The sequence below is a fragment of the Acinetobacter sp. WU_MDCI_Abxe161 genome (assembly GCF_025514355.1).
Taxonomy (GTDB): domain Bacteria; phylum Pseudomonadota; class Gammaproteobacteria; order Pseudomonadales; family Moraxellaceae; genus Acinetobacter; species Acinetobacter pittii_E.
Window position 1 is genome coordinate 36329 of record NZ_JAHPTU010000006.1, and the last position, 20699, is coordinate 57027.

The window sequence follows — 20699 nt, forward strand, 5'->3', positions numbered from 1 at the left end:
TTTTAGTAGCCGAGTTCTGGGGCAACTTCTACCTTAGGTTTTAAACCTACAAACGGTAAAGGTGCACCTAAAATTTCAGCAATATGCATTGCAGAAGTGACTGCTGACTCTAAAATTGGCAAGCCATCGCACGACCATGAACCACAGTAAAATACTTTACGGCTTGGGTCTAAATGACGTTGTTGCAATTCTTTGTTTAAAGCAACCGTTTGCGAGTCTACAACCGCACGCGTTAAAGTCACTTTTGAAATCACTTTCTTAGGGTCAATATCAACCACTGGACGCCAAGTTTGGAATACAGGATTTTTACCCACAAGTGTTGGCTCAACCGCATTCATCCATACCGTGAATTGCTGACGTGTAAACTTACGGTCCATCATGTAGCTCAACACTGACCAGTCTTTACGGCGTGGCGGCATGACTGTCGCATCGGTATGAATCACAAGATCGCCTTGTTCAAAGCGGAATTGCTTAAGCAAGTTCATATCTTCTGCAAACTGTTCAGGATTTAAAAACTCATCGATTTTAGATGTCGGGGTTGCAACAATCACTCGATCAAATAAGTTCTGTTCACCTTGGCTGTTTTCAACCAGTACTTTTTCGCCTTGTAGTTCAACTTTCTTAATTGCCGATCCACTATGGATATCGATGCCTTTAATCAAGCTATCTACAAATGCTGGTGTGCCACCTTTCATACGTAACAGCATGTCGCCATCAGTTAAGTGACGTAAAAACTCAAGTAAGTTTTTTGCAGGCCAATCGCCAATTGTTTTTGGATTACACGTACAAATTGTATAAAGCACTGGCATAACCACACCATGCCAGAATACTTCTTCAATATCGTTCTGATTAATAAATTCAGCGAGGGTAATATCTTGATTTTTAGATTTGAAAAACTGGTGAATCGCAGTTTTTAATTGCAACATCCCTTTCACAAGACGCCAGCCATATTGCTGGATGCCTTTACGGTTATTAATAATCGGGAAATTACCAATACGGCTACGAGAAGTCGTTAACCATGTTTCCGTACGATCTTCGAATAACCAGCTACAAGACATATAAGTACGAACAGGGAAGGTTTTAATGCCTAAATGAGCCGCAAGGCTAAGTGTATTTTTCCATAAGTGAGGATTCATCACACGTAGCGGTGCATCAATAATTCCACCATCGAACTCAATGCTATGGCTATCCATTCCCCGGCCAGGAAGTGCTTCAAATATCGTGATCGTATGCCCTGCATCTTTCAGAATTCTTGCTGCCGCAAGCCCTGCCATTCCACTGCCAATAATTGCGATATTCAAAATGATGTCCCATTTTTCGAGAATTTTTTTGATTATCACTCATACCCTAAAAAAACACCGTATTAAAAACTACCAGATTTTTATTTTTTGCATCAATTTATATAGAAAATATTTAACTCTTCACTCGTCTCATTTTTTATATTTTTTTACAAAACCAGAGAACTCTATAAGACCTTATATTTTTTAAAAATTTAAAAAAAATCTTTTAAATAAAATAAGATAATTTAACTATATTTATATCATTCGTTTTACAAGCATCTTTTTTTAATATATTATTAACTCATAATAATGAGAAGCAAATCACACAAAACAATGCCGAAACAACAATGCAAACCATCATAAAAATAGAAACTTTACAGCGAAAAAGCCCGCTATTCATACTTGATAGCGGGCTTTTTATTACTTTGCTTTTAGAGCTTAATCAAATGCCATTTAGCAATTTATGCTTCTTGCATAATTGAACCGAATTTTCCACGATTAAAATCATTAATCGCTTCCATAATCTCGGCTTTGGTATTCATTACGAATGGACCATAACCTTCGATTGGTTCATTGAGTGGTTGGCCAGTCAATACTAAGAATTTAGTATCTTCTTCTGCATTCAAACTAAACTCAACACCCTCACGAGACAAAATCGCAACGGTTTTACCTTCAAGGCGATTTGCATCATTGACCACAACTGCGCCATCTAATATCACAACAAGCGTAGTGTGACCTTCAGGTACATAAAGGGTATGTTTTTGGCCTTTAGCCAATTTACCATCCCATACATTTAACGGACTAAATGTCGTTGCTGCACCTTTTGCATCTGCATATTCACCAGCAATCACACGCAAATGACTACCGTGCTCGTCTAGTGCAATGTCTGGAATATCTTTCGCTTCTATTGCTTGGTATTTTCCAGGCGTCATTTTTGAATGAGCAGGTAAATTGACCCACAATTGCACCATTTCAAAAAGACCACCATGCTCTGCAAATTCAGGAGAATGGAACTCTTCATGCAACACGCCTGCACCCGCAGTCATCCATTGCACATCACCAGTTTTAATGGTTCCGCCGCCACCGCTTGAGTCTTTATGAGTCACTTCACCTTGATAGGCGATTGTCACTGTTTCAAAGCCACGGTGAGGATGCGAACCTACACCTTGCTGTTCGGTCGTTGGTGAGAAGTTATAAGGCGCTGCATAATCGAGTAACAAAAATGGGCTTAGGGTTTGGCCTAAACGGTCATAAGAGAACAGGTTATATACAGGGAAACCATCACCCACCCAATGCATGTGGTTATTTTGATATGCACCAAGAAATTTCTTCATCTGATCTCTCCTATATATGTAGGATTTTCTTGAACTGAGATTGATTTTACGCCTCAATAATTGCAGGTTATAGATCAGGATTAGCAACACATTATTTCATATATGAGACAATCTCAATTTTTCAGAAAGTCTCTTAGTGATCGTCCTATTTTTAAAATTCTTAATCCTATTTTTTAGACTTAAACACAACATAAAACTCAACTAGCATAATTTTAGGCAATGACGACCTACTCAAATAATTTTTGATTATTCATTTTGATAACACGAGGAAATAAAAAATGGCTCAAGATTACGTGCGCTTAGACAAGGATAATGCTGCGGTTCTTTTAGTTGATCACCAAGCAGGTTTACTTTCTTTAGTTCGAGATATCGACCCAGATAAATTTAAAAATAACGTATTAGCGCTTGCAGATGCGGCGAAATATTTCAATTTACCGACTATTCTTACTACCAGCTTTGAAAACGGTCCAAATGGTCCTTTAGTTCCAGAATTAAAAGAACTTTTCCCAGATGCACCTTTTATTCCACGTCCTGGTCAAATCAACGCTTGGGACAACGAAGACTTTGTAAAAGCGGTCAAAGCGACAGGTAAGAAACAACTGATTATTGCTGGTGTGGTCACTGAGGTTTGTGTGGCATTCCCAGCTTTATCTGCCCTCGCAGAAGGTTTTGAAGTATTTGTGATTACTGATGCTTCTGGTACTTTCAATGAATTAACCCGTGACGCTGCTTGGGACCGTATGTCAAAAGCAGGCGCTCAGCTTATGACTTGGTTCGGTATGGCATGTGAGTTACACCGTGACTGGCGTAATGATGTGGAAGGTCTAGGTGCACTCTTCTCAAATCATATTCCTGATTACCGCAACCTGATGACCAGCTATAGTTTTAATACATCGCAAAAATAAGTTCTATTGCTAAGATTAGAGTGCCTAAGCGCTCTAATCTTAAATTTAAATGGATTGATCTGACATTGATAAGCTCTTTTGATGATTTTTATTATTTCTATTTGGTCGTAAAACACGGCGGCTTTAGTGCGGCCAGTGAAGCTGAAAATATTAGTAAATCGAAACTCAGCCGACGCATTATTGATCTTGAAAATAAATTTAATGTGAGCCTCATTCAAAGAACAACCCGCCATTTTAAAGTGACCGATTTAGGTCAAGAATTTTATGAGGAATGCTGCAAAGTTATTGCTCAAGTTGAATGTGCAGAAAACGTTTTGTTAAAACAAAAAAGTGAACCGCAAGGAGTAATAAAAGTAAGCTGTCCACCCTTAATGATGCATTTTCAAATTAGAAAAATTTTAAATCAGTTTCTAAAAACCTACCCTAAAGTTGAAATATCGCTTGAGCTGACGAGCCGTCGAGTAGACATTCTGCATGATGATATCGACCTCGCCATTCGTACCAATTTCGAACCGAATGAAGATTCAAATTTAATTGTTCGTGATGTGATTAAAACCGACCACTGCCTAGTGGCTTCCCCTGAACTACTGCAAGGTCGCACCATCGAGCATTATTCCGAATTACAGGAATTTCCAAGTATTAGCTTAGGAACTCAAAAGCAAAATTACATTTGGCATTTATGCAATATCCGCAACGGTGAATCGGTTGATATCCCTTATCAACCACGAATCAAAAGTAATGATTTGGCAGGCGTTTACTATGCCGTGATGGATGGTTTAGGCATTGCCGACCTTCCCTTTTTAACTGTCGAATCTGAAATTCGTAAAGGCACACTGGTTCATATTCTTCCTGACTGGAAGTCTAATATTGGTATGCTACAACTGGTTTATGTGTCCCGAAAAGGACAACGCCTTGTGGTCGAAAAACTCATTGAAACATTGATTGATGAGCTTAGGCGTTTACCTGAAAGCCATGAAGGATATCTGCCAACTTAAATAAAAAAACCGGTCATGAATGGGCATGACCGGTTTTTTGTGACACATCACATACAGCATAACTGCATGTTTTCGTTCAGAACAAAACGAACTCGTTTGGTTCCTTACTCAGATAAGTCTACGCAGAGGTATTTCATTTCGACATATTCTTCGATGCCGAATTTTGAACCTTCACGGCCTAGACCTGACTGTTTTACGCCACCAAACGGAGCAACTTCATTTGAAATTGCGCCCGTGTTAATGCCGACCATACCGTACTCAAGTGCTTCACCCACTCGCCATTGACGAGCTGTGCTTTGAGTAAATAAATAAGCAGCTAAACCAAACTCGGTATCGTTCGCCATCGCCACTGCTTCATCTTCAGTTTTAAAGCGGAATAGTGGTGCAAGCGGACCAAAAGTTTCTTCTTTAGACACTTTCATGTCTTGAGTTACACCAGTTAAAACTGTTGGCTCAAAGAATGTGCCACCGAGTGTCGAGCGTTGACCACCAATACGAACTGTTGCGCCTTTCTCGGTTGCATCTGCAATATGAGACTGAACTTTTGCAATCGCATCTTCATCAATTAAAGGCCCTTGAGTTGAACCTTCTTGACGGCCATCGCCAACTTTAAGCTTAGACACAGCTTCAACCAGACGCTCTGCCAATGCATCGTAAATACCGTCTTGAACATAAATACGGTTGGCACAAACACAGGTTTGACCGCTGTTGCGATATTTACTTGCCATAATGCCCTGAACCGCTTGTTCAAGGTTGGCGTCGTCAAATACCACAACTGGTGCGTTACCACCAAGTTCAAGTGAAAGCTTTTTAATGGTTGGCGCACATTGTTGCATCAAGATACGGCCAACTTGAGTTGAACCTGTAAAACTTAACTTACGAACAATATCGCTTTCGCATAGGGTCTTTCCGACTTCAACCGCATCACCACTAATGTTAATTAAAACATCCGCTGGTAAGCCTGCCTGTAACGCCAATACTTCAAGCGCATAAGCGGTTAACGGAGTTTGCTCTGCTGGTTTCACCAACATTGAACAACCCGCAGCAATCGCTGGACCTGCTTTACGCGTAATCATGGCAGCCGGGAAGTTCCACGGCGTAATTGCCGCAGTAACACCAATCGCTTGTTTAATCACAAGCAGACGTTGATTTGGCAACGTAGGTGTTAAGACTTCACCATCAATACGGCGCGCTTGCTCGGCAAACCAGCGTATGAATGATGCTGCATAACCAATTTCACCACGTGCTTCTGCCAATGGTTTACCTTGCTCAGCTGTTAAAATTTGAGCCAGATTTTCTTTGTGCTCAAGCATGAGGTTGTACCATGCCAATAGCACATCAGCACGCGCCAAGGCGGTTTGCTTTTTCCAAGCAGCTTGCGCTTTTGCTGAGCGATTAATTGCGGCTTCAACCCCTGCACGGTCATAGGTTTTTACCCATGCCAAAGTTTCACCCGTAGCAGCATCATTTACCTCGACATAGTCATTTGATGCAGGTGCTTCTAATGAGATATCAGGATGTTTTAATAAATACTGCAAATTATTTTGAATCATGCAGATTGCTCCATTGCTTTTGCACTACCTGCTTTTAGTGTCGCAAAACCTTGTTTCAAGATATCAAGACCTTGACGGAATTGCTCAGCAGGAATGGTTAATGGATATAAGAAACGAATTACATTACCGTATTTACCACAAGTAAGAAGTAACAACCCGTTTTCCATTGCATAGTTTTGTACAACTTTTGCTTGTTCAGCTGTTTCAAGCTCTACTGCAACCATTGAACCCAATGCACGAATATCAGTTACGACGTCACCTGTTGCTTGTTGAATATCTTTAAGTGCAACAACCAACTCAGCACCTAATTCATTTGCACGGTCGCATAGGTTTTCTTCTTCAATTGCATCAATTACCGCATGTGCAGCTGCAACCGCAATCGGGCTACCTGCGTAAGTACCACCTAGTCCACCTGGGTTTGGTGCATCCATTACTTCTGCACGACCAACAACACCTGAAATTGGGAAACCGCCGCCCAAGCTTTTCGCCATCGTGATGAGGTCTGCTTTAGTCTCGTAATAGTTCATTGCAAACAATTTACCAGTACGGGCAAAACCTGATTGCACTTCGTCAGCGACAAGTAAAATACCGTGCTTGTCGCAAATTGAGCGTAAACGCTTTAAGAATTCAGCTGGCACAACATTAAAACCGCCCTCACCTTGTACTGGCTCAAGCACGATTGCTGCAACATCATGTGGTGCAATATCTTCACTGAAAATATCTTCAACGCTTTCAATTGCCGCGTCTACTGAAATACCTTTAGCAGGCACAGGGTAACGTGCGTGGAATACACCCGCTGGCATTACACCGAAATCACGTTTGTAAGGTGCTGTTTTACCCGTCATTGCCATAGTCATGAATGAACGACCGTGGAAACCATTACCGAAAGTGATAATGCCGTGACGACCTGTATAACAACGAGCAATCTTCACCGCATTTTCAACTGCTTCTGCACCAGTTGTGAAAAAAGCTGACTTGGCAGGCCCCGCAATTGGCGCGCGCTCATTAATACGCTCAGCTAAAGCGACATAGCTTTCATATGGCGTTACTTGATAGGCAGTATGCGTAAATTTAGTGAGTTGTTCAGTCACCGCTGCAATCACTTTAGGGTGGCGATGGCCTGTATTTAAAACCGCGATACCACCAGCAAAATCGATAAATTGGTTGCCTTCCTTGTCCCAAAGCGTAGCATTTTCAGCTTTTTCCGCATACCACTGGCACATCACGCCTACACCACGTGGAGTTGCTTGCTGTTTACGTGCGTTAAGTGCAGAATGTTGATTATCCATTTGATTCCCTCATATTTTCATCATCAGTTGCAGCTTTGGTTTCTTGCATCCTGTGCTTAATTTTCAGGGTGCTTTACAACGACTGCCTATGCATGTAATTTCGCTCGTCTGGTGCCAACTGACGAGAGCCACTTTTTAACTGTAGGAGAGAGCCAATTGCGTAGTTTACTTGGAGATCATTTGCTGCAACGACTCCAACAGGACACTGAAGGGAAACTACATCAACGCCTTTTCCGTTGCCTGCGTGGTGCCATTATTGATGGAGTCATCCAGCCCAAGACCCGTCTACCTGCGTCACGCGACTTAGCCAGTGAAATTCATGTTTCAAGAAATACAGTGCTTACTGCCTATGAACAACTACAGGCTGAAGGCTACTTAGAAGCTCGTACGGGACATGGCACTTGGGTTGCCGAAAAATTACCAGAGAGTTTTTTAAATACACAAAATAAGAAAAAAGTGGTTTCAAGTCCGAAAGCTCAAAGCTCTTATGCCCTATCACAGCGTGGTTCCAACTTATTGGGCTATGCTGCAGCTTCACCACACCAATGGGGAGCTTTTGTGCCGGGAGCACCCGATGTGACGGAGTTTCCGCATCATATTTTTAGTCGTATTCAAGCACGCTTAAGCCGTGAACCAGATATTAACCGTCTTATTTACAGCAATGCGGGTGGATGTATTGAACTTAGAAGTGCGTTGGCAGATTACTTACGCGTTGCACGATCAGTTCAGTGCGATGCAGACCAGATTATTATTACCGAAGGCATTCACCAAGCGATCGACTTAGTCTCACGTGCCCTTAGCGATATGGGAGATAAAATCTGGATTGAAGATCCTGCTTATTGGGGAATGCGTAATACGTTACGGATTAATGGTCTTGATATTCAGCCGATGCCTGTCGACGCTGAAGGCATTATTCCTGAAGAAAATCCGGCAGTACCGCCTAAACTCATTTTTGTCACACCTTCACATCAATATCCGCTTGGCTCACATTTAAGTCTTGATCGTCGCAGACAATTGATTCAAATCGCACGTCAGCACAATAGCTGGATTGTCGAAGATGACTATGACAGTGAGTTCCGTTTCTCGGGCCAGCCCTATCCAGCTTTACAAGGCTTAGAAAATGATGCGCCTGTGCTGTACATGGGCACATTTAGTAAAACCATTTATCCATCTTTAAGAATTGGTTATTTGGTCGTACCTAAACCACTTTTTTCACCACTACGTATTGTCGCAGCCGAACTTTATCGTGGCGGACACTTGCTTGAGCAAAAAGCCCTAGCTGAATTTATTCGTGAAGGCCATTATGAAGCACATATTCGTCGTATGCGGCTACTTTATGGCAAACGTCGCGACTACTTAGTGAGCCTTATTCAGCGTTATCTTGGGCCCGAATTTATTCATGAATATGATGAAGCAGCAGGTTTACATCTGGTTTTAAAACTACCGAACGCTTGTGACGATGTCGCGATTGCAGCCACAGCGCTTGAACGTGGCGTTAAAGTTCGTCCACTGTCTCAGTACTACATGCAGTCGCATGCGCATGCAGAGCGTGGACTGCTAATGGGCTTTGCCTGCGTAAATGAAAAAGACATGGTGATGGCTTTTGGTGTCTTGCTCCAGTGTTTACGTGAAGCAGGCGTGCCTACGCTGAATTAACGGTTGTCTCTTATGAAGACAAATAAAAAAAGAGCCTCATTATGAGGCTCTTTTTGTTTAAAAATTCTAAACTAACTTTTCTTCATGGCTATGAGTTAAATGAGTCGCTCTACGATCTTTACCCCAACCTAGCTTTTCAGACAACAACCCGAAGAACACAATAATGCCAAATAATGCCGTGGTGTAAATCACTTCTTTAAAGTAGGTGCCTTCAATCAACATGGTAAGAATTGCACCAATAATTGCAAAGATCACCACGTATGTTAGATAAGGGAACATCCACATTTTAAAGTCAATTTTCACACCTTCCGCTTCAAGTTTCTTACGCATACGAAGCTGAGAATAAGCAATGGTCAGGTATACATACAGTGTTGCTGCACCAGTCGTTAGCATGAAAAAGTCATAAACATTCATACTCTCGGTTGCAGTTAAAATTACTGCAATCACTGAGAAGAAGCATGACACAATCACCCCAACCCAAGGGCTGCTTTTACTGTTTACAGAACCAAAACTTTTCGGTGCATCACCACGTTTAGCTAAAGAGAACAACATACGTGAACATGTGTAGAGCGCTGAGTTAAAGCAACTACATACCGATGTTAAAACCACAAAGTTAACGATATGGCGCGCACCCGGAATGCCAAGGGCAGACAGAGTCACACTATAAGTACCCCAAGTTGAATCTTTCAAAAGTTCATTGTTGTGAGGAATCAAACATACCGCAACGAACATTGAGCCTACATAGAATAAAATAATTCGCCAAACCACCGAGTTTGATGCTTTACGGATTTCTTTAGATGGATTTGCTGACTCGGCTGCCGCTACAGTGACAATTTCAGCGCCAATATAAGCAAACATGACCCCAAGCAGGGCAGTAATAACGGATGACCCTCCATTTGGCATAAAGCCTTGAGAGGTTAGATTACTAATACCAGAAGCAGCCGGATTGCCCCAAGGCCACAAATGCATGATGGCTAAACTACCAATCACCAAGAAAATAACAATTGCGATGACTTTAATGAGTGCAAACCAGAATTCAAATTCGCCATAGTTTTTCACGTTTTGTAAATTGACTGCGACTAAGGCACCAATCACCACGACCATATAGGCCCAGATCGGTATAAACGGGAACCAGTTGTTTAGAATTTTACCTGCTACATAGGCTTCCCAACCCATGAGCATTGCCAGAGTACACCAGTACAACCAGCCAATTGAAAACCCTGCCCAACGACCAATCGCACGGTCAGCATATGTTGAAAAAGAGCCACTATCAGGATTTAAAACGGCCATCTCGCCTAACATACGCATGATGAACCAAACGAGTAAACCACCTAATGCGTAGGTTAAAAATACCACAGGGCCGGTGTTGTAGATAATACTGCCTGAGCCAACAAACAGAGAGCCGCCAATAACCCCAGCAATCGAGATCATGGTGAGGTGGCGTGATTTAAGTCCATGTTTTAAACTTTGGGAGTGATTGGCTTCAGAACCATTTTGATGAGCTGCCATATCATTTTCCTTAATATATGGAGGATATCGGCTAGTCTCGGAAAACCTCCGAAGCCAAAAAATATCCCCTAAAAATTTAGCCGTTCTGCCCAATTCCTAAAACAGAAAATTCACTGAGCTTATCCGGCGCTTCCGTATGCATACTTCCAATGGCTTTAATTTGTCGTTTCGGCACTCAAGAAACGAGAGCCATTTTTGTAATAAAAGAGAGGGCCAATTGCAAAATTTATACGCAAAATTGGCCCTTTTCGTAGGAGATACTGCTAAATGGCTTTTTGTTTTTATTTTAATAAGATTGAAATTCTTTAGTTTTGTTCAGAGATTAATAACGCTTTTGTACCTGTTTCCAAGGCTCTAAATATATGTTTCTGATCGGCAGGGTAACAAATATAGTCTCCGACACCGAGCTCAACAGCTTCATCAATTAAACCCACTAAAGCTTTACCTTCGACCACAATAATGTGCTCCACAGAACCAACAGGATGAGGTTCAGAAAGACGGTCTTCGCCCGGTTCAACAATCAATAAATACACATCGCGGCGCGCATGAGGCGGACAAGTCGCCAACAAAATTGCCTTGTAATTAGCAATCTCCGAGCTCACCGTTGGCCCATCGCCACAGCGAATGACTTGCACCTGATTGCTCGGTTCTTCCATCAAACGTGCAAACGGAATATTCAGCGCCACACAAAGTGCCCATAGCGTTTCAATGCTTGGGTTACCTTGGCCAGCCTCTAATTGAGAAAGTGTAGACTTTGCAACGCCTGCACGACGTGCAACCTCTGCCAAAGAAAGCCCTGCTCTTTGACGTTCACGATTTAAACCTTTGGCAATAATTTCAATTGGCTGAGACATTCACCACATCCGTTCTATAAAAAAAACGATCGTTCGTTTTGACAAAACAATCAGACTTATTCATTATAATGGAAAATCGTTCGTTATATCATGCTATGTCCACATACGCTCTCATTAAGAAACTTAGTAAAGACACCACCCGCTCGATTTTCTTTGTCTGTCTAGCGACGAGTGTCGTTGGTATGTCTTTAGGTTCACTCGCCGCAAGTTATGGCTTAGCGCTCTGGATCCCGCTTTGCCTATCTGTATTTGTGCTCGCAGGAACTGCCGAATTTATTTTTATTGGGTTCTTGGCTGTAGGTGGTAGCCCAATTGCTGCTGCGGTTGCAGGACTACTCGTCAATTTAAGACATTTGCCTTTTGGTATTGCGGTCAATGAACTGATTCGAGGCAAATATTCTCAATATTTTGGGTCTCACATTATGAACGACGAAAGCGTTTTGTTTGGCATGGCACAGCCCGATTTCGAAACGAAAAAGGCTGCGTACTGGTTATGTGGAATAGGCATCATGTTCAGTTGGCCGCTCGGTGTAACAGCAGGTTATTTTATTGGAAGCGCTATTCCAGACCCGAAAACTTTCGGTTTAGATGCCATTTTCCCAGCGATTTTAATTGCACTTACTTTTTCTGCTTTAAAGAATAAATCTACTCGAAAAGCTGCATTTGCCGGATCTACTTTAGCACTGATCACCACACCCTTTTTAGCTTCAGGACTTCCGATTCTGATTTCACTTTTTGGCTTAATATGGGGTAGAAAGAAATGAATCAACAATTACTCATTATTTTGGGTATAGGTTTGTTAGCAATTGGAACCTATGGCATTCGCTTTGCTGGTTTTCACTTGGGTGCCAAGTTTTCGTTTTCTGAAAAATACCAAGTTTTACTCTCAAACGGCGCAACGGTCTTGCTCTGTGCAATCGCTGTGACCACGACATTTTTTGAAGGTCAACATTTCGCGGGTTTCGCACGAATATTTGGGGTGGCCCTAGCACTGTTCTTGGTTTGGAAAAAAGTACCGCTTTTATTAGTGATTTGCTTGGCAGCTGCGGGTACGGCAATTATACGTTTGCTTGGAATTGAGTAATAAAAAAGGCGAGATAAACTCGCCTTTTTCGAAACTTTAATTAGAACGGTAAATCGTCGTCTAAATCAGCTGGTGCAGACGCTGGTTGTTGTGGCGCTTTAGGAGCGAAACCACCACCTTGTGGGCTGTTGCCACCATTATTACCAAAACCACCTTGGCTACCATAACCACCGCTGTTTTGGCCGTAGCCGCCACCTTGGTTGTTATTGTTTTGATAACCATTACCACCTTGTTGAGGTGCGTTAAAACGTGGTTGATTAAAATCATTACCACCAGCGAAACCTTGTTCACCTTGTTGACGAGCATCTAACATCTGCATCTGGTCGCCACGGATTTCTGTTGTATAACGCTCTTGGCCATTTTGGTCTGTCCACTGACGCGTACGTAATGAACCTTCAATATAAACCTTAGAACCTTTACGTAAGAACTGCTGAGCAATTTCCCCTAAACGGTTATGCAAAACAATACGGTGCCATTCTGTTTGTTCTTTACGTTCACCGGTATTTTTATCAGTCCAAGCTTCACTTGTCGCGATTGAAAATTGGGTCAACGAGCCCCCATTTGGAAAAGTTTTTGTTTCAGGATCACGACCCAAAGTACCAACCAAAATAACCTTATTTACACCACGCATTAGCTGTCTTCATCCTATACATTTCTATGTTTTACTTTATAAGAGTTATGCTTAAATGGCTACCTCTTTACCGAACAACTGCGTTAAATCACGTCGCGCAGCATCATCTAGAGACTGTTTATCGACTTTAATATAAGCAACTTGCTGGTCAGGCATCACCACAACTTCTTCGATACCACGAATTGCCAATAGCTGTGTGGTCCACTCATTCACCTGTTGCACTTGCGGCAATGGCAACACAATCGATGACAAATACCGCGGCTGAGCTAAACCAAAACTAATTAGCAACCATATTATAGCAATCCCTGCCAAGACACTCCATCCAATCGCAGTATTATGTAACATCAATAATTGACCACCTAACGTGCCACCAAAAAAAGCGCCTAAAAATTGACTACTGGCATTTACCCCCATAGCAGTGGCTTTTGACTGGATTGGAGCAGACTTCGACAACCAAGAAGGTAATAAAGCTTCCATCACATTAAATGCAATAAAGAAAATACCTAGACCGGCAAGTAATACATATTTTGATTGATAGCCAAATATGAGCAGCAGTAAACCGACAATAATGCCTGTAATTGCTGTTAAGAAAATCCCGCGCATTTTGCGATATTTTTCAGCAATGATAATACTTGGAAATGCAAAGAACAGGCTAATGACTAACAGTGGCAAATACACCAGACCATGGCTCGCCAGAGGAATATGGGCAAACTCAATGAGTTGTGAAGGCACATAAATAAACATGGCGGTCAGCAATAAATGCAATGCAAAAACCGAAACGTGTAAACGGTTTAAATCACCCATTTGAATAACTTGCTTAAGCTGCGCCATGTAGCCTTGCTGATAATTACGATGATGACGAGTTACTTTAGGTACGAGCAATAACATCAAAATCGCGATTAAGCCCATAATGGTCGTCACAAAGAACAAACCAGAAATACCGACAAGGCTTGTGAGCCAAGGCCCAAGACTAAACGCCACGACAAAAGACAGGCCAATACTCATGCCCATTGCAGCCATCGCTTTAGTACGCTGTTCTTCACGCGTCACATCGGCTAAAAGCGCCATGACAACTGCCGAAACTGCACCCGCGCCAGCGATAGCACGACCAATAATCACGCCATAAATCGTGTCAGATAACCCCGCAATTGCACCACCAACCGCAAAGAGTAACAACCCAAATACCACCAGTGGTTTACGACTAAAACGGTCTGCTAGTAAGCTAAATGGAATTTGTAAAATCGCCTGACTTAAGCCATAGACGCCTACAGCCAAACCAATGAGTGCTGGAGTCGCATATTGATATGACTGTCCAACTACAGAAAAGACAGGAATAATCATGAACAAGCCCAACATGCGTAGCGCGAAAATACTACTTAAGGCAAAAGTTGAGCGACGTTCCAAAGCATTCATCATATCAATACACGTTATCAAACTAGGTAAATTATAAGCCGATTCGTTTCTAAAAATACGGGACACCTTATTTAAAATAACGATTTGGGCTTAAAAAAATAAAGAGGCATTTAGCCTCTTTATTCTATCGAAGTTTGCTGAAAATTAGCTTAAGGCGACTGTTGCTCGCGCTTTGAATATTGAATTGAAGCAATAACAGCCCAAACAATGAACGCTACACCAATTAAACCTGTGACAACTTCAGGTACATGTACGCCAGTACCACTTGCAATCATAATGAATGCTAAAGCACCAATTGCATAATGCGCGCCATGTTCCAAGAACACATAGGCATCTAATGTGCCTTTTTCTACAAGGTAAACTGTCATTGAACGGACAAAAATAGCACCGATTGCAAGACCGAGCATAATTACGACAACGTCGCTGGTAATCGCAAATGCACCGATTACACCATCAAAACTGAATGATGCATCTAATACTTCAAGATATAAGAAACCACCTAAACCTGCTTTCACCACACCAGAAGCAGCACCTGATCCATCTTGTAATACAGCATTACCATTTTCATCAATTTCAGGCTCACCACCTAACAAATGACTGAGTACTTCAACGCCAATATAAACCACAATGCCCCAAATACCTGCCATAACCACAGCTAAGCGGTGAACTTCGTCCACATAAGCAGCCATCACGATTAAAGCAATTAAAGCAATAAACACAGACATTGCAGGTACGCTAGCTAAACTCGCAAGTTTAGATTCAAGCCATCTAAACCAATGAGTTTCTTTTTCGTCATCAAAGAAAAAGTTTAAGAACACCAATAATAAGAATGTTCCACCAAAAGCTGAAATTTCTGCATGGTGTGCCATTAAACGATCAGAGTAAGTTTTCGGATCATTGAGTGCCAATTTAGCCACTTCAATAACACCCATATCTGCAGTCACTGCAACAATTACAACAGGGAAAACTAAACGCATACCAAAAACGGCGATTAAAATACCTACCGTTAAAAAGATCATTTTCCAGAACGGGTCCCAATTACGTAGAACCGATGCATTTACGACAGCGTTGTCAAAAGATAAAGAGACCTCCATTACAGCTAAAATGGCTGTAATTGTTAAAGCTTTAAGCATGGTAGACACGCCCGCTTCAGGTCCGTGGGTAAAACCCCAATACGCGGATAGTGCTAAACACACCACCGTAAAAAATATCGAAAATCGGAAATGCTTCATGGATCAGACCTATACCAAGAATAAATTTAATCTTTCTTAAAAACCGCGGCTATTATATCGATAATTAACCACAAAACGATGATGTTTTGTGCCGTTATTCAACTTCCTTTATCTGTCTGTTTAATAAAGAAATTTATAATATTTAATTAACTCATTAATCGCATTAAATATTTTCTTGCGATATATCTATCATTATTATTTTTGTATTTTAAAATTGATTTAAAATCCGGTTCAGCTGTCTTATTTTAAATGGAATGTTTTATGCTTTTTTCTCAAGAACTCTGGCAACGCAATTTAAATTTATACCAAAAAATTCTCGACCTGCCTTTTAATCAGGAACTTGCTAACGGTACTTTAGATAAAGAAGCTTTTTGTCATTATGTCATTCAAGATGCCCAATATTTAGTAGCTTATGGTCGCGTACTTGCTGTTGCAGCTGCGAAAGCTTTCGAGGCTGACGATATTATGCAATTTTCAGATGCAGCTAAAATTGCGATTGTGGTGGAGCGTAGTTTGCATGATGACTTCATGAAAAACTTTGGAGTAACCAAAGAAGAATTTAAAAATACGCCTTTGACCTTGGCAGGCCACCATTACACTTCATTTTTGACCGCAACTGCTTGGTCTGAGAGCTACCCTGTCGTACTTGCAGCATTGTTACCTTGCTTCTGGATTTATGCCGAAGTGGGTAAAGATATTGTGAATAAATCAATTCCTAACAACCCTTACCAAGCATGGATTGATACTTACGCTGGGGAAGAGTTCCATACAGCGGTTCGTAATGTGATTGCGACAGTAGATAAAGTTGCAGCACGTTGTGATGCCGACACTTTAGAAAAAATGCATGCCGCTTACACCATGGGTGCAAAACTTGAATGGTTATTTTGGGATAGCGCCTACCACCAAAGACAATGGCTAGGTTTAGACCATATTTAAAACTTCAAGAGAATCGGTCAGATGATTCATACCTGATCGATTCTCAATAAAATACGAGATAAATATGTACATCGGTGAATTAGCATCTTTAACTGGAGCCACTCCTAAAGCCATTCGGCATTATGAGAAATTAGGCTTGCTACCAGTCGCAAAAAGAAAAGGCAATTATCGTATTTATGAAGAGATTGATGTTAAATCAGTTAAGATGATCCGCCTTGCACAAGCTGTTGGATTTAGCCTTTCCGAGCTTTATGACCTGTCAGCTTTAAAATATAAAAATAATCGCTTTCCTGTAGAAATTGCACAGCAGCTTATTCAAAAAAAGAACCAACAAATTATTGAGCAAAAAAAAGCGTTAAACCGTTTACAAGAAGATTTAAAAGAACTGGAAGATGAGATTATTCAGACTTATATTACCAATAAGATTTCTGCCTAAAACAGCTGATTAAAATCTGCAAATAGCTTTCAAAATGAGTGCTTGACTCTGCCCTTAGGGACAAGGTTTATCGTAATGACTTCTTTTATTACGGACCAATAAAATGAGTGCGCATCTTTCTTTATTTAAAAACTCAACAGCATTAATTACAGGCGCATCTTCAGGAATAGGCAAAGCCTATGCTCAAGAATTTGCATCTTTAGGAATTCATTTAATTTTAACGGCACGCTCTGAGCAGAAACTAAATGATTTAGCAGATGAGCTTAGAAAAAAATATAAAGTGAATGTTGAGGTGATCGTTTTAGATTTAGCTCAACCCAATTCAGCTCAAAGCTTATTTGATGAAGTACAAGCTCGAAAATTATCGGTAGAAATTTTAATTAACAACGCCGGTTTTGGAAAATGGACTAAATTTCTAGATCAATCTATATCTATCTATCAAGAAATGATCACGCTTAATATCAGCAGCGTAACGTCTTTATGTTATTTATTTTTGCCCCACATGCTTGCGAACAAAAAAGGCATCATGATTAATATTTCATCGACAGGTGCATTCCAGCCGTTACCCTACATTGCTGTTTATGGTGCAAGTAAATCTTTTGTATTGCAGTTTACTGAAGCGCTTGCAGGGGAATATGCATCTTCGGGTGTTAAATTTCTGGCAGTTTGTCCAGGCAATACCGAAACCAATTTTACTCAGGTCGCAAATGCCGATACGAGTGGCATGAAAAGCTCTACAGTTGAAGACGTTGTGTCAACAACAGTTAGAGCATTAGAGAAGAATAAAGCAACGGTTGTGGTGGGGTGGAACAACTATTTGACGTCTCAATTGCCTCGAATTCTTTCTCGCCAAAAGATGATTAATTTAGTTGAGGGCATGCTCAAAACCCGTGTTGTTGAGCATTCATAAAAATAGTTCAATTTAAAAGATTAAGGGAATTCTCTTAATCTTTTAATGCTGAAATAGCTGCCAGCCATAAATTAAACCTGCCGCGGCGACAACCCAACATAGGGTTGCCAATCCTAGACAAGACCACATCGACATACGCGTTGCCAGCACATAAACAGCAACTAAATAAATGGCATAAGGAATAAGTGACCATAGGCCAAACAGAGCCGTTTTTTGTAAGGCCTCCGCCCCTTTTTGCTGGTAAACAATGACATGAGCAATCAAAGCGAATGTAGGAAAAAGTGGGACCAAGCCTGCAATATAAAAGGCCTTACTTTTCGATAAAATTGAAATGAGGAGGACAACCCCAGCGCCCAACATACACTTTAAAAATAACGCCCACATGCGCTGACCCTATCTGGTGGTTTCCATCTCAAAACGCTGTATTGTGCGCTTTTCAAAGAAAATTAACAGCAATCAAAGCAATGAGTGCAGGAACTGCCTGAATATAAATAATCTTTTTACTGGCAGTGAGTCCGCCATAAATACCTGCAATCAGCACACACCCTAAAAAGAAATTGGCAATGGATGTCGCAAATGGCGCATCAACCAATAAAGACCAGAATAAACCTGCTGCTAAAAAGCCATTATAAAGGCCTTGGTTTTGAGCCATCACTTTAGTGAGTTTTGCTTTTTCGGCATTATTTCCAAAGACTTTCATGCCATAAGGTTTATCCCACAAAAACATCTCTAACACTAAAATATAGACATGTAATATTGCGATAAGCGCAATTAAAATTTGTCCGATCATACAATTTTCCTTTTTATTTTAAAGATATGAAAAAAGATCAGTCTCTCGACTGATCTTTTAGTATTTTACGGCTTTAACAACACTTTGCCTTGACGAGCACCTTGCGTTGCGCTTTGAGCAGCAGTTTTAATCTCATCAAAACTAAATACACCTTCTACAGGAAGGATTAATTTTTTCTGAGTCGCTAATGTTAATAGCTCAACAATCAGTTCTTTTTTACGAGCAGCTGGCATTTCTTTATTAACCACACTCGCCCAGAACCCTTTTACTGTCGCTTGTTTGAAAATTAAATCACCCGATGAAATCTGCATGGTTTCACCTGTCATACTACCAAACGAAACGAGCAAGCTATTTTCACTGAGTAAGTGCAACATTTCACCACTTGCGGTTCCACCAATCGAATCTACACCAGCAATCAGAGGTTGGTCACCGTGAATCTGTTTAACTTGTTCTTTCCAGTTAGGTTGATCGGTCGCAACAACATGTTGAATGCCTAATGCCTGCATTTCTGCAATTGCATCCGTACGACGAACCAGATTAATCACAGATAAACCACGTGCCTGAGCAATCATCGCAACTGTTTTACCGACTGCACCGTTCGCCGTGTTTTGAATGAGCCATTGACCTGGTTGAACGTTAACAAAATCTAAAAGCATCAGGGCACTAATTGGCATACCAATGAGCTGTGCTGCTGTTTCGTCATCAATTTCATTATTAAGTGGAATAAGTCCTTGAGCAGGTGCAATAAAGTACTCAGCCCAACTGCCATGCACAGCTGCCACTGCAATACGTTGACCTACCTGTATATGTTCGACGCCTTCGCCCAACGCATCTACAATACCAACCGCTTCACTACCGCCAATCGCAGGTAAAGTCGGCTTATAGCCATAGCTTCCGCGTACTGTCCATACATCATGATTATGAATTGGAGACATGATGGTTTTAATACGCACTTCGCCTGCTTTTGGTTCTGGCTTTGGCATATCCGCCTGCTCTAAAACGTCTACAGGTTCGCCAAAATTACGATGGATAATACTTCGCATGCTTTATTCCTCTATCGGTTTTATGAGTTGTTGAGTAGTTTCTAGGGCTAGATGGAGATGTGCTTTGTCTTGCGACAATTTTGTGAGTAAAGCAGCACCTAACCATAACTGGTACATGACTTGCGCAGTTTTTAAAGGCTCAATATGTTTTGGAATTGAACCTTCTTGTTGCCCTTCTTTAAGCAGTAAAGCTAAACGTTGCGTTAATTTGTGCACGCCTTCATTGAGAATCTGGCGCATATCTTCTGACAAATCGGACACTTCAGCTGCCAACTTCACAATCAAACAATTTTCAGCCCAACTGCCATTTACCGGGTCATCAATCCACGCCTGCCACAATGCCATTAAACGGGCATGGGCGCTTCGCTCGCTGTGCTGCCAAAGTTGTTCCACACGAACTTTATAATCAGCCATGTATTGTTCTAATAATGCACAGCCAAATGCCTCTTTCGAAGCAAAGTAGTGATAAAACGAACCCTTAGGTACGTCACAAGCCTTTAAGATTTCTTGTAAACCAACACCAACAAAACCTTTATGTAGTACCAGCTCAAAGCTGGTATCTAAAATGTGTTGTCGGGTGGTTTCACTTTTATTTAATCGTTTCATGCGTACATCATAAACAACTATTAGACCAGTCGTCTAGTAAAGTTATGTTGCTGGTTAAAATTTGTCTAGAGTAGAAATCCGAACTAAGGAATGTTAAAAATACAACCTGCTTATTTAAACAAATTTTGTCGATTGTCGTTTAACCGTCACAATTTGTCGCATTAAATCATTTTGTACCACTTGAACAATTTTAAATCGTTATCATATATAAGGTCTGTTGTTTACTCCTAGTCACACTTCCCT

General features: G+C 41.1%; 21 protein-coding genes. 8 read left to right on the forward strand and 13 right to left on the reverse strand.

Annotation, left to right across the window (positions count from 1 at the left end):
- Positions 1-2: 2 nt before the first annotated feature.
- Both KTI78_RS08560 and KTI78_RS08565 read right to left on the reverse strand, forming a co-directional pair.
- Positions 3-1301, reverse strand: a complete 1299-nt coding sequence (locus tag KTI78_RS08560) for an FAD-dependent oxidoreductase (protein WP_050501297.1) — start codon at positions 1299-1301, stop codon at positions 3-5.
- A 440-nt stretch (positions 1302-1741) separates the two neighbouring features.
- Complete coding sequence (locus KTI78_RS08565) at positions 1742-2614, reverse strand: pirin family protein (protein ID WP_200043440.1); 873 nt, start codon at positions 2612-2614, stop codon at positions 1742-1744.
- Positions 2615-2892: 278 nt separating this feature from the next.
- Between KTI78_RS08565 and ycaC the strand changes: the two genes are divergently transcribed.
- Together ycaC and KTI78_RS08575 are read left to right on the forward strand one after the other, a co-directional pair.
- Positions 2893-3519 (forward strand): isochorismate family cysteine hydrolase YcaC, encoded by a 627-nt coding sequence (gene ycaC / locus KTI78_RS08570; RefSeq protein WP_002052204.1) that lies wholly within the window; start codon positions 2893-2895, stop codon positions 3517-3519.
- Positions 3520-3539: 20 nt separating this feature from the next.
- Positions 3540-4514 (forward strand): LysR substrate-binding domain-containing protein, encoded by a 975-nt coding sequence (locus KTI78_RS08575; RefSeq protein ID WP_239975280.1) that lies wholly within the window; start codon positions 3540-3542, stop codon positions 4512-4514.
- 104 nt (positions 4515-4618) lie between these two features.
- On the opposite strand, the gene KTI78_RS08580 is transcribed toward KTI78_RS08575, so the two are convergent.
- Together KTI78_RS08580 and gabT are read right to left on the reverse strand one after the other, a co-directional pair.
- Entirely contained in the window at positions 4619-6067 is a 1449-nt protein-coding gene (locus KTI78_RS08580; protein ID WP_262445815.1) for an NAD-dependent succinate-semialdehyde dehydrogenase, read from the reverse strand.
- Complete coding sequence (gabT, locus tag KTI78_RS08585; RefSeq protein WP_004789969.1) at positions 6064-7356, reverse strand: 4-aminobutyrate--2-oxoglutarate transaminase; 1293 nt, start codon at positions 7354-7356, stop codon at positions 6064-6066. The genes KTI78_RS08580 and gabT overlap by 4 nt, the downstream gene beginning before the upstream one ends.
- A gap of 156 nt (positions 7357-7512) precedes the next feature.
- Between gabT and KTI78_RS08590 the strand changes: the two genes are divergently transcribed.
- Positions 7513-9012 (forward strand): PLP-dependent aminotransferase family protein, encoded by a 1500-nt coding sequence (locus KTI78_RS08590; RefSeq protein ID WP_016142805.1) that lies wholly within the window; start codon positions 7513-7515, stop codon positions 9010-9012.
- 66 nt (positions 9013-9078) lie between these two features.
- Here KTI78_RS08590 and KTI78_RS08595 read toward each other — a convergent pair whose 3' ends face one another.
- Positions 9079-10521: an amino acid permease gene (locus tag KTI78_RS08595; RefSeq protein WP_262445816.1), complete on the reverse strand. Its 1443-nt coding sequence runs from the start codon at positions 10519-10521 to the stop codon at positions 9079-9081.
- 305 nt (positions 10522-10826) lie between these two features.
- A complete protein-coding gene (locus KTI78_RS08600) occupies positions 10827-11375 on the reverse strand; it encodes a helix-turn-helix domain-containing protein (RefSeq protein WP_004789974.1) in 549 nt (182 codons plus the stop codon).
- 68 nt (positions 11376-11443) lie between these two features.
- Between KTI78_RS08600 and KTI78_RS08605 the strand changes: the two genes are divergently transcribed.
- Positions 11444-12139 (forward strand): AzlC family ABC transporter permease, encoded by a 696-nt coding sequence (locus tag KTI78_RS08605; protein ID WP_262445817.1) that lies wholly within the window; start codon positions 11444-11446, stop codon positions 12137-12139.
- Positions 12136-12459 (forward strand): AzlD domain-containing protein, encoded by a 324-nt coding sequence (locus KTI78_RS08610; RefSeq protein WP_262445818.1) that lies wholly within the window; start codon positions 12136-12138, stop codon positions 12457-12459. Before KTI78_RS08605 ends, KTI78_RS08610 begins: the two co-directional genes overlap by 4 nt.
- A 40-nt stretch (positions 12460-12499) precedes the next feature.
- Here KTI78_RS08610 and ssb read toward each other — a convergent pair whose 3' ends face one another.
- The 3 genes from ssb to KTI78_RS08625 form a co-directional block, all read right to left on the reverse strand.
- Positions 12500-13090, reverse strand: coding sequence for a single-stranded DNA-binding protein (gene ssb, locus KTI78_RS08615; RefSeq protein WP_016142800.1), 591 nt, complete (start codon positions 13088-13090; stop codon positions 12500-12502).
- Between the two features lie 51 nt (positions 13091-13141).
- Positions 13142-14506, reverse strand: a complete 1365-nt coding sequence (locus tag KTI78_RS08620) for an MFS transporter (RefSeq protein ID WP_262445819.1) — start codon at positions 14504-14506, stop codon at positions 13142-13144.
- 146 nt (positions 14507-14652) lie between these two features.
- Positions 14653-15735, reverse strand: a complete 1083-nt coding sequence (locus KTI78_RS08625; RefSeq protein ID WP_032054476.1) for a DUF475 domain-containing protein — start codon at positions 15733-15735, stop codon at positions 14653-14655.
- Between the two features lie 261 nt (positions 15736-15996).
- Between KTI78_RS08625 and tenA the strand changes: the two genes are divergently transcribed.
- The 3 genes from tenA (at position 15997) to KTI78_RS08640 (ending at position 18017) form a co-directional block, all read left to right on the forward strand.
- Positions 15997-16671, forward strand: coding sequence for a thiaminase II (gene tenA, locus KTI78_RS08630; protein ID WP_005066884.1), 675 nt, complete (start codon positions 15997-15999; stop codon positions 16669-16671).
- 64 nt (positions 16672-16735) lie between these two features.
- Positions 16736-17107: a MerR family transcriptional regulator gene (locus KTI78_RS08635; RefSeq protein ID WP_049837507.1), complete on the forward strand. Its 372-nt coding sequence runs from the start codon at positions 16736-16738 to the stop codon at positions 17105-17107.
- A 103-nt stretch (positions 17108-17210) separates the two neighbouring features.
- Positions 17211-18017, forward strand: coding sequence for an SDR family NAD(P)-dependent oxidoreductase (locus KTI78_RS08640; RefSeq protein ID WP_262445820.1), 807 nt, complete (start codon positions 17211-17213; stop codon positions 18015-18017).
- Between the two features lie 42 nt (positions 18018-18059).
- Here KTI78_RS08640 and KTI78_RS08645 read toward each other — a convergent pair whose 3' ends face one another.
- The 4 genes from KTI78_RS08645 to KTI78_RS08660 all read right to left on the reverse strand — a co-directional run bounded on the left by KTI78_RS08645 (position 18060) and on the right by KTI78_RS08660 (position 20456).
- Positions 18060-18401, reverse strand: coding sequence for a GlpM family protein (locus KTI78_RS08645; protein WP_262445821.1), 342 nt, complete (start codon positions 18399-18401; stop codon positions 18060-18062).
- Positions 18402-18453: 52 nt separating this feature from the next.
- Positions 18454-18807 carry a DUF1304 domain-containing protein gene (locus tag KTI78_RS08650; protein ID WP_262445822.1) on the reverse strand — a complete coding sequence of 118 codons (354 nt, stop codon included), beginning with the start codon at positions 18805-18807 and terminating at the stop codon, positions 18454-18456.
- A 65-nt stretch (positions 18808-18872) separates the two neighbouring features.
- Positions 18873-19850: a zinc-binding dehydrogenase gene (locus KTI78_RS08655; protein ID WP_224992143.1), complete on the reverse strand. Its 978-nt coding sequence runs from the start codon at positions 19848-19850 to the stop codon at positions 18873-18875.
- Positions 19851-19853: 3 nt separating this feature from the next.
- Entirely contained in the window at positions 19854-20456 is a 603-nt protein-coding gene (locus tag KTI78_RS08660; protein WP_262445823.1) for a TetR/AcrR family transcriptional regulator, read from the reverse strand.
- Positions 20457-20699: the final 243 nt, after the last annotated feature.

What these genes read in the sequence shown, in the direction of transcription:
- KTI78_RS08565 (WP_200043440.1), bottom strand. Translation starts at nt 2,614, where the DNA reads ATGAAGAAATTTCTTGGTGCATATCAAAATAACCACATGCATTGGGTG.
- ycaC (WP_002052204.1), top strand. Translation starts at nt 2,893, where the DNA reads ATGGCTCAAGATTACGTGCGCTTAGACAAGGATAATGCTGCGGTTCTT.
- KTI78_RS08580 (WP_262445815.1), bottom strand. Translation starts at nt 6,067, where the DNA reads ATGATTCAAAATAATTTGCAGTATTTATTAAAACATCCTGATATCTCA.
- gabT (WP_004789969.1), bottom strand. Translation starts at nt 7,356, where the DNA reads ATGGATAATCAACATTCTGCACTTAACGCACGTAAACAGCAAGCAACT.
- KTI78_RS08595 (WP_262445816.1), bottom strand. Translation starts at nt 10,521, where the DNA reads ATGGCAGCTCATCAAAATGGTTCTGAAGCCAATCACTCCCAAAGTTTA.
- KTI78_RS08600 (WP_004789974.1), bottom strand. Translation starts at nt 11,375, where the DNA reads ATGTCTCAGCCAATTGAAATTATTGCCAAAGGTTTAAATCGTGAACGT.
- KTI78_RS08605 (WP_262445817.1), top strand. Translation starts at nt 11,444, where the DNA reads ATGGAAAATCGTTCGTTATATCATGCTATGTCCACATACGCTCTCATT.
- KTI78_RS08610 (WP_262445818.1), top strand. Translation starts at nt 12,136, where the DNA reads ATGAATCAACAATTACTCATTATTTTGGGTATAGGTTTGTTAGCAATT.
- ssb (WP_016142800.1), bottom strand. Translation starts at nt 13,090, where the DNA reads ATGCGTGGTGTAAATAAGGTTATTTTGGTTGGTACTTTGGGTCGTGAT.
- KTI78_RS08620 (WP_262445819.1), bottom strand. Translation starts at nt 14,506, where the DNA reads ATGATGAATGCTTTGGAACGTCGCTCAACTTTTGCCTTAAGTAGTATT.
- KTI78_RS08625 (WP_032054476.1), bottom strand. Translation starts at nt 15,735, where the DNA reads ATGAAGCATTTCCGATTTTCGATATTTTTTACGGTGGTGTGTTTAGCA.
- tenA (WP_005066884.1), top strand. Translation starts at nt 15,997, where the DNA reads ATGCTTTTTTCTCAAGAACTCTGGCAACGCAATTTAAATTTATACCAA.
- KTI78_RS08635 (WP_049837507.1), top strand. Translation starts at nt 16,736, where the DNA reads ATGTACATCGGTGAATTAGCATCTTTAACTGGAGCCACTCCTAAAGCC.
- KTI78_RS08640 (WP_262445820.1), top strand. Translation starts at nt 17,211, where the DNA reads ATGAGTGCGCATCTTTCTTTATTTAAAAACTCAACAGCATTAATTACA.
- KTI78_RS08645 (WP_262445821.1), bottom strand. Translation starts at nt 18,401, where the DNA reads ATGTGGGCGTTATTTTTAAAGTGTATGTTGGGCGCTGGGGTTGTCCTC.
- KTI78_RS08650 (WP_262445822.1), bottom strand. Translation starts at nt 18,807, where the DNA reads ATGATCGGACAAATTTTAATTGCGCTTATCGCAATATTACATGTCTAT.
- KTI78_RS08655 (WP_224992143.1), bottom strand. Translation starts at nt 19,850, where the DNA reads ATGCGAAGTATTATCCATCGTAATTTTGGCGAACCTGTAGACGTTTTA.
- KTI78_RS08660 (WP_262445823.1), bottom strand. Translation starts at nt 20,456, where the DNA reads ATGAAACGATTAAATAAAAGTGAAACCACCCGACAACACATTTTAGAT.